This is a genomic window from Streptomyces thermoalcalitolerans, from assembly GCF_039525155.1.
Classification (GTDB): domain Bacteria; phylum Actinomycetota; class Actinomycetes; order Streptomycetales; family Streptomycetaceae; genus Streptomyces; species Streptomyces thermovulgaris.
Window position 1 is genome coordinate 74,751 of the sequence record NZ_BAAAHG010000020.1, and the last position, 7,533, is coordinate 82,283.

5 protein-coding genes are annotated in these 7,533 nt (G+C 71.2%); 2 read left to right on the forward strand and 3 right to left on the reverse strand.

The window, feature by feature from the left end; genetic code table 11:
- Positions 1 to 127: 127 nt before the first annotated feature.
- From ABD224_RS14430 to ABD224_RS14440, 3 genes are all read right to left on the reverse strand, one after another.
- Positions 128 to 2,659, reverse strand: a complete 2,532-nt coding sequence (locus tag ABD224_RS14430; protein WP_344049939.1) for a tetratricopeptide repeat protein — start codon at positions 2,657 to 2,659, stop codon at positions 128 to 130.
- A 1-nt stretch (position 2,660) separates the two neighbouring features.
- Positions 2,661 to 3,068: a trypco2 family protein gene (locus ABD224_RS14435; RefSeq protein WP_344049940.1), complete on the reverse strand. Its 408-nt coding sequence runs from the start codon at positions 3,066 to 3,068 to the stop codon at positions 2,661 to 2,663.
- Between the two features lie 438 nt (positions 3,069 to 3,506).
- A complete protein-coding gene (locus ABD224_RS14440) occupies positions 3,507 to 4,433 on the reverse strand; it encodes a DUF3027 domain-containing protein (protein WP_344049942.1) in 927 nt (308 codons plus the stop codon).
- 445 nt (positions 4,434 to 4,878) lie between these two features.
- Here ABD224_RS14440 and ABD224_RS14445 point away from each other — a divergent pair, with 445 nt between their 5' ends.
- Together ABD224_RS14445 and ABD224_RS14450 are read left to right on the forward strand one after the other, a co-directional pair.
- Positions 4,879 to 6,312 carry an MFS transporter gene (locus ABD224_RS14445; protein WP_344049943.1) on the forward strand — a complete coding sequence of 478 codons (1,434 nt, stop codon included), beginning with the start codon at positions 4,879 to 4,881 and terminating at the stop codon, positions 6,310 to 6,312.
- Between the two features lie 240 nt (positions 6,313 to 6,552).
- The gene (locus tag ABD224_RS14450; protein WP_344049944.1) at positions 6,553 to 7,170 is read left to right on the forward strand and encodes a LysE family translocator; all 618 of its coding nucleotides are present in this window, start codon (positions 6,553 to 6,555) and stop codon (positions 7,168 to 7,170) included.
- Positions 7,171 to 7,533: the final 363 nt, after the last annotated feature.

Here is a 7,533-nt window from a genome sequence, read left to right on the forward strand (position 1 = left end):
CAAGGGTTGAAGGCCCGAACGAAACAGCCCGAAGAGCCTCTTGTTCAGCCCGTGCCGGGCTCATGGCCCCTGACACCGCGCCTCGCTGCGTTGTCAGGGACTGATGGAACGACCGCTGCACCCCGTTTCAGTGGGTGGATTCCCCATCCTGTCGCATCTGCTCGAGGGCGGCGCGAGCAGCGAGGGTGTCGGGATGATCGCCACCCAACATCCGCTCGCTGTCGGCCAGCACCCGCTCCAGCAAGTCGATGGCCTCACCCATCCGCCCTACCTGCTCATAAGAGGCAGCGAGGTTGGCACGAACGCGGAGGGTGTTGGGGTGATCGCTGCCCAGCACCCGTTCGCGATCGGCCACCACCCGCTCCTGCAAGTCGATGGCCTCACCCATCCGCCCCGCCTGCCCATAAGAGCCGGCGAGGTTGGCACGAGCGAGAAAGGTGTCGGGATGATCGACACCCAACACCCGCTCACTGTCGGCCAGCACCCGCTCCTCGATCTCGATGGCCTCGCCCGTCCGCCCCGCCTGCCAATAAGAGACGGCAAGGTTGACACGAGCGCTGAGGGTGTCGGGATGATCGACACCCAACATCCGCTCACTATCGCTGGTCATGTCCTGCCAGTAGGCAGTGGCGGCGGCGACCAGACCTGCGTCGAAGAGGCTGGTGCCGGCGCGGAAGAGAACCGGGTGTCCCTCGGGATGCCAGAGAAAATCGTGGGCGTGATCAGCCAGTGCGGCGGAGTTGGCACGCAGGGCGGCGGCGAGGTCTGCGTGAGGCTGGTCGACCTCGGGCCAGATGTGGAGAAGGGCGTCGGCGGCCGCGCCTGCCAGGCGGGGAAGGTCGGCGTGGGGGGTGTTCTCGCGGACGGCGCGGGCGGTGAGCGCGTGGATGCGGACGGCCCGGGGCTCGGCGCGGGTGTCGCAGGTGAGAAGCGCGTAGCGGTGCAGCAGACGCAAAGCCGCATGGGTCTGGTCGGCCGTGACCTGCGGAGTCTGGTCGGCGGTGGGTGAAGTGCGATGGGTGGTGAGGTAGTCGAGGAGGGGCGGGGTGGCCCAGAGGGCGTGGGGGTGACCGGCGGGGTCGAAGAGGGCGGAAAGGCGTAACGCGGAGAAGGCGAGTCCGGTGGAATCAGCGGCTTGGACGGCGTCGAGGGAGAGCAGGAGGGCGGCGGTGATCTGCCGTCCGTAGCCCTCCGCGTCGGCGGTCTCCGGCAGGATCTGCTCGAGCCGTGTCCGGCGGTCGGTGAAGCGTTCCAGGTAGGCGGCGCAGGTGAGCTCTTCGTTGATCATGTAGGCGGCGGCATAGCTCAGCGCCAGCGGAAGGAGGCCCAGTGCCTCGACGAGGGCCGGAGCACGGTCGTCGAGGAGATGCTCCATGCCGTCGCCGGTCAGGCGGTCCTGAAGATAGGCGAGGGCTTCGTCCGGGGTGTAGACGTCGATGTCGACACGGGTGCGACCGCCCCCGGTCAGACGTGCGTCCTTCAGCCGGGTCGTGGCCAGGACCCAGCCGGTTCCGGTACGGCTGACGGGCCACCAGCGGTTGAGGGCGGTGGGGTCGGCGATGTCGTCCAGTACCACCAGCCATCGCCGTCGTGTGGTGGCGAGCCAGTCCAGCAGGGCCCGGGCATCGGCTTCCGGGTCCTGCCCGGTCGCACTGGGCAGATCAAGGCGGGCGGCGGTCTGCGCGTACTGGGTGATGACCTGCTGTCCCTCGGTCGCCGTCGCCCACACCACCAGGTCGATGCCCTCCTTGCGCAGGGCGTCGACGGCGCAGGCGGCGGCCAGCTGGGTCTTGCCGACCCCACCGCCACCGGACAGGACCTGGGTCAGCACCACCGATCCGCCCTTCGTCCGCGCCGCGTCGATCCGCTCGCGCAGGAGCCGGCGCGGCTGGAAGGCGGTTGCCAGAGCCGGTACCGGTCCCACCTCCACCGGCCACGTCACACCCGTGCCGCCGGCGGATGCTCCGCTCTCGGCGGTCAGTTCCTCCGTGGCGGTGGTGGTGCCGGGGTGTCCGTGCCGCCGGACGAGGTCGGCGAAGCCGGGAAGGCTCAGGGCTTCATGGATGGGGACGGCGTGCAGGCGGCGCCAGTCCATGGTCCGGTTGTCCTCGATCACCACGCCGACGAGCCGGCCGTGGCAGAAGATCGCCGCGCCCGAGGCGCCCGCCCACGGCCGCTGCTCGTCGACCCGGGGTGCCGGCCATACCTGGCAGTCCAGTACCCAACCCGACGACGAGGTGGAGACCACCGGCAGGTCTCCGCGCAGATACTCCACCTGCGCCTCGTTTCCGGCGTCGGCGGCGAAGGCGGGGAAGCCCATGCCTTGGAACGGCACCGGGGTGACGCCTCTGGGGCGTCCCCACCGCACCGGTCCCCCAGGGGTCGGCACCGGCTCCTCGAGCCACAACAGCGCCATGTCCAGGGCGTTGTCGGCCGGGATGCCATGCCGGGGATCCGACCAGCACACCTGTGCCTGCCTCTCCACCAGGCCATCTCCGTATTCGGGGTGGCCCACCCAGGTGATCACCCGCTCCGCCCATCGGCCTTCGTCGAACACGACGTGCAGTGCCGTCAGAACGAGCTGAGGGCCCACCAGGTAGCCGGAGCCTGAACCGTCCGGGCCGCCGGTGCGCACCAGGACCAGTCGCCGTGGGTCCATCTCACGCCTCCCACGGCCGGGGCTCCGCGTCCTTTGCGGAGTGCCCGTCCGGGGAGCCGATGTCAGGACTCCGTTCCGGCACGTCGCCGTCCGCAGTGTTCAGACCCCCGGCAGGGCGCCGGATTCTGACCCGCTCCCCGCCCAGTGCCTCGTCGCGCACCTGAAGCTTCAGCGTCAGCAGCTGCCGCCGTGTGCTGCCCGTCCCGCCTCCGGCCTCCCCGCCGGCCTTGGCGCCCAGGGCACCCACCTCGACCTTCACCTTGCCGCCGGCGTCCCGCCGGAACTCCACCTCCAGCGACAGCTCCGCCTGCTCCACCTCGAACCGGAACTGTTCCCCGGCCCCCTCGTTCTGCGCCGAGTACAGCTCCTGCCGCAGCTCCGCCAACGCCTCGGCCAGTGAAATGCCCATGCTTGCCCCCATCAAGCCCCGGCCCCGAGCGACCCATACAGCTTGTCGCATTTATCCCACGCAGTGCGGTACTTCACGCCATTCCCGCCTGAAAAGGTGGTCGCCTGCGGCTGGTTGTCGATCCGCTGCGAAGACGTCCTCGGGCATGGCGGCCGGGCATGGCGGCCACCGGTGCGTCGAATGACGGGCTGCGTGGAGAGTCGACCGCGTGCGGGCAGGGCTCACCGCGGCCGGGCTGAAACGGACGCGCGGTCAATGCCTGGGTGCGGCAGAACCGAAAGCGCACGTGTCGGTGTGGCGGCAGGAGTCGGCCCGGTCGGTGTCACGGGTGGCCCATCGGCGCACCCTCGCAAACGCTCACGGCCCGGGCCCGGCTCGGGCAGGTGCCGGTGCGCTGTCAGGAGATGGCCGTGGGGCGTCGACGAGGACGACAGCCTCTCAGGAGTGCCCCAGTTCCGCCGACGACTCGTCCTCCGTCTCCGACACCGAGCCGGAGTCGGCGGTCGGCCGCAGCGGGAACGGGTCCACCTTGGTCTCGTCGATCACCGGCGGAGGCGGCTGCGGCGGCTTCGGCATGACCGCGGCCTCGGAGTGGCCGCCGCAGCCGTAGGCCAGGGAGACCACACGGCCGTCGGCCGGGGAGAACTCGTTGGCGCAGACACCGAAGGCCTGGCCCAGGGAGCCGCCGATCGGCACCAGGAAGCCGCAGCTCACGCAGGTCGCCGGGGCCGCCTGGGCCATCGGGGTCCGGGGGCCGAACGCCTCCTCCCAGCGGTCGGCGGCACGGCGCAGGCCGTGGCGGGAGAGGACGCGGGCGCGGCGCATGCCCAGTTCGTCGGCGACCGCGGCGATCGAGCCGCGGGACGGGGCGGTGGGAAGATTTTTCGCCAGGCCCTCCGCGGCGTCGGTGTCCTCCGCCTCCGCCTTTTCGGCCGTCTCCTCGGAGAGCACGGAGTTCGGCGGGGGCTCGTCCTCGCCGGAGAAGCCCGGCTCCAGGCGGAGGTCGTCGGCGGCGGTGGGCAGCAGGTCGCCGGGGCCCATGTCGCCGGGGCGCAGACGTTCGCTCCAGGGCACCCACTCGGGTGCGAGCACCGCGTCCGGTCCGGGCAGCAGGACGACCTCGTCGACGGTGACGACCTTGGCCCGGGAGGCGCGGGCCACGGTGACGGCCCAGCGCCAGCCGCGGTAGCCGAGCTCCTTGCACTCGAAGAAGTGGGTGACGACCCGGTTGCCCTCGGAGATCACGCCCGTGTGCTCACCCACGACCCCGGGGGCGGCCGCCTCCTCTGCTGCGGCCCGGGCAAGGTCGACGGCCTCGGCGCACAGGCGGTCGGGGGTGCGGCTTCGCGTGGTCGCTGCGCTCACAGATATCGCTTCTCTCCTACGCCGTCTGTACGGGTGCGCCGGCCTGAAGGCAATGGGGCGGACGGAGCGGACCCGGGGACCGCGTCGACATCCGCGCCCGCCGTGCTCGGGCGCACCTACGTCATCCATTCTGCGGTATGCCCGTAGGGCGCGCGGCCGAGAACGTTCGCCACGACGCGCAACGCACGCTACCTTCTCGTTCCTTTCCGGCCCACACCGGCGGGGGTTTCCCGTCCCCGCGCCGACAGGGTTCTCCGTCCCCCACCGACGGGGCTTCCCGTCCTCTCTCCGCCCCGCCTTCCGGAACGGCCGGCTCCGGGGCACCGCGTGCGGGCCGGTCCGCCGGGGGCGCGGGTCCGGCTGCGCGGGTGGCTCATGGGGGCTCACCGGGATCATCCGGGGCGTCATGGCACCGGACGGGGTCGAATCGGGGCAGTATGACGGGGTGGCAGCCGCGAGGACGTCCCCGGGGACCACCGGAGTCCGTGGGGGCAAGGGGAACAAGGGGAACGACCGGGGCAGCGGTTCGGGCCGGTTCGGCAGGTCCGTCCGCGCGGTCGGCCGTGCTCTGCACCTGCCCGTCACCACGACGGTCCGCGGCATCCGCAGAGCGGCCAACGCGCACGGCGCCGGCGAGTCGGGGCTGGGCAGACTGATCGAGCTGCACGCGGTGAACGGCGCCGGCGACGTCATGATCACCGTGGCGCTCGCCTCCACCGTCTTCTTCTCCGTGCCCACCGACGAGGCCCGTGGCCGGGTCGCGCTGTACCTCGCCATCACCATGGCGCCCTTCACGCTCCTCGCCCCGGTGATCGGCCCTCTGCTCGACCGTCTTCCGCACGGCCGCCGTGCCGCGATGGCCGGTGCCATGCTCGCCCGGGCGCTGCTCGCGCTGATCATCGCGGGCGCGGTGGCCGGCGGCAGTCTGGAGCTGTATCCGGCGGCACTCGGCGTGCTGGTCGCCTCCAAGGCGTACGGCGTGGTGCGCAGTGCCGTCGTCCCCCGGTTGCTGCCTCCGCGCTTCTCCCTGGTCAAGGCGAACTCCCGGGTGACCCTCGGCGGGCTGCTCGCCACCGGTGCGGCCGCGCCCCTCGGGGCGGGGCTCCATGCCCTCGACGCGCAGTGGCCGCTCTACGGCGCCTTCGTGATGTTCATCGTGGGAACGTTCCTGTCCTTCTCCCTGCCGCCGAAGGTCGACTCGGCCAAGGGGGAGGACCGGGCGTTGCTCGCCGCGGACGAGCAGCATCTGCGGGTCCTGCGCCGCACGGCGCGGGGGCGGCCCGGACTGCGCACGGTCGGCACGGCCGTCACGCACGCCCTCGCCGCCAACGCCTCCCTGCGCTGTCTGTCCGGCTTTCTGATCTTCTTCCTGGCCTTTCTGCTCCGGGAGCACCCGCTGGCCGGCGAGAACGCGGCGGTGTCCCTGGGGATCGTGGGCGTCGCGGCGGGCACGGGCAACGCGCTCGGTACGGCGGTCGGGGCGTGGCTGCGGGCCCGGGCGCCGGAGATCATCATCGTCACGGTCGTCGCGATCGTGCTGGGGGTCGCCCTCACGGCCGCGGTCTTCTTCGGTGTGCTTCTGGTGGCCTGTCTGGGCGCGGTCGCCGGTTTCGGGCAGGCCCTGGGCAAGCTGTCCCTGGACGCGCTGATCCAGCGGGACGTGCCGGAGCTGGTGCGGACCTCGGCGTTCGCCCGTTCCGAGACGCTGTTGCAGATGGCCTGGGTGCTCGGTGGCGCGATCGGCATCGTGCTGCCGCTCAGCGGGGTGCTGGGCCTGTCGGTGGGCGCCGCGATCGTCGCCGCCGGCTGGCTGTCCACGGTCCGCGGTCTGCTCGTCTCGGCCCGGCGCGGCGGCAGCCCCCGTCCCCGCGTGGTGTGACCCGCCGCCCCACCAGTGCTGCGACACCGTGACGCCGAAGCGGCACTTCGTGCACTCCTCGCCCCAACGACCATTACTGTTCCGCTCGTTGGAGCGAATCGGGCATCCGCGACAGCACTGGCGGATCACTCGTCCGGGCGCACGCGCACCAGCACTCCGGGCGGCGGTGGCTCCCGGCCGGCCCGCGGGCGCCCCTCACACGTATCTCACGCACATCTCACACACCGAGGAGCGGCCCTCGTGAGCATTCAGTTCCTGATCACTTCGTTCGTCATCGTCGTGTCACCGGGAACAGGAGCCCTGTACACGATCGCGACCGGACTGTCCCGAGGCTTTCGGCAGAGCGTGGTGGCGGCCCTGGGCTGCACCCTCGGCATCGTTCCGCACCTGGCGGCCGCGATCGCCGGACTCGCGGCCATCCTGCACACCAGCGCGGTCGTCTTTCAGACCTTCAAGTACGCGGGCGTGGCCTACCTCCTGTACATGGCCTGGAACACGCTGCGGGAACGGGGCACGCTGAAGGTCGAGGACCCGCACGAAGGCGGCAGCACCTCGGCTGCCCGGATCACGGGAACCGCCGTCCTCATCAACGTCCTCAACCCCAAGCTCTCCATCTTCTTCCTCGCCTTCCTGCCCCAGTTCGTCCCCGCGGACTCGAAGACCTCCGTCCCGCGGATGCTGGAGCTCAGCGCTGTCTTCATGGCCATGACCTTCGTGGTCTTCGTCGTCTACGGGGCCTTCGCGGCAGCGGTCCGTGACCACGTGATCTCCCGCCCGAAGGTCCTCGCCTGGATGCGCCGGACCTTCGCCGCCGCCTTCGTGGGTCTGGGCGCCCAGCTGGCACTGACCAGGAATTGACCCCACGAACTCCGCACTCGGCCGCCGGTGTCTCACCGGCACCGCGTGGTGTGGCTTCTCTTCGGTGGCCTCACCCCGGACAATGTGCGGACCGCCGTCGCGGCAACCCGCCCCCGGGCGTCGCTGTGTCCTGTGGGGCGAGCAGGGCTCGTGGAGTGAAGGACCATGGGCTCGTCGCCGCGTTCGTCAAAGCCGCTTGCGCCCAGGTCCGGCCCTGGTCGGCCAGGGGCACAAGCACCGCGATCCGTCCATGGGGAGACCGCTCTGTGACTATTCGCCTGTACGACACCAGTGCCCGGCAGATCCGTGATTTCATCCCGCTGCGGCCGGGGTGTGTCTCGATCTACCTGTGTGGTGCCACCG

Bases quoted from the DNA above. Each gene is read 5' to 3' on its own strand.
- ABD224_RS14435 (WP_344049940.1), bottom strand. From the start codon at position 3,068: ATGGGCATTTCACTGGCCGAGGCGTTGGCGGAGCTGCGGCAGGAGCTG.
- ABD224_RS14430 (WP_344049939.1), bottom strand. From the start codon at position 2,659: ATGGACCCACGGCGACTGGTCCTGGTGCGCACCGGCGGCCCGGACGGT.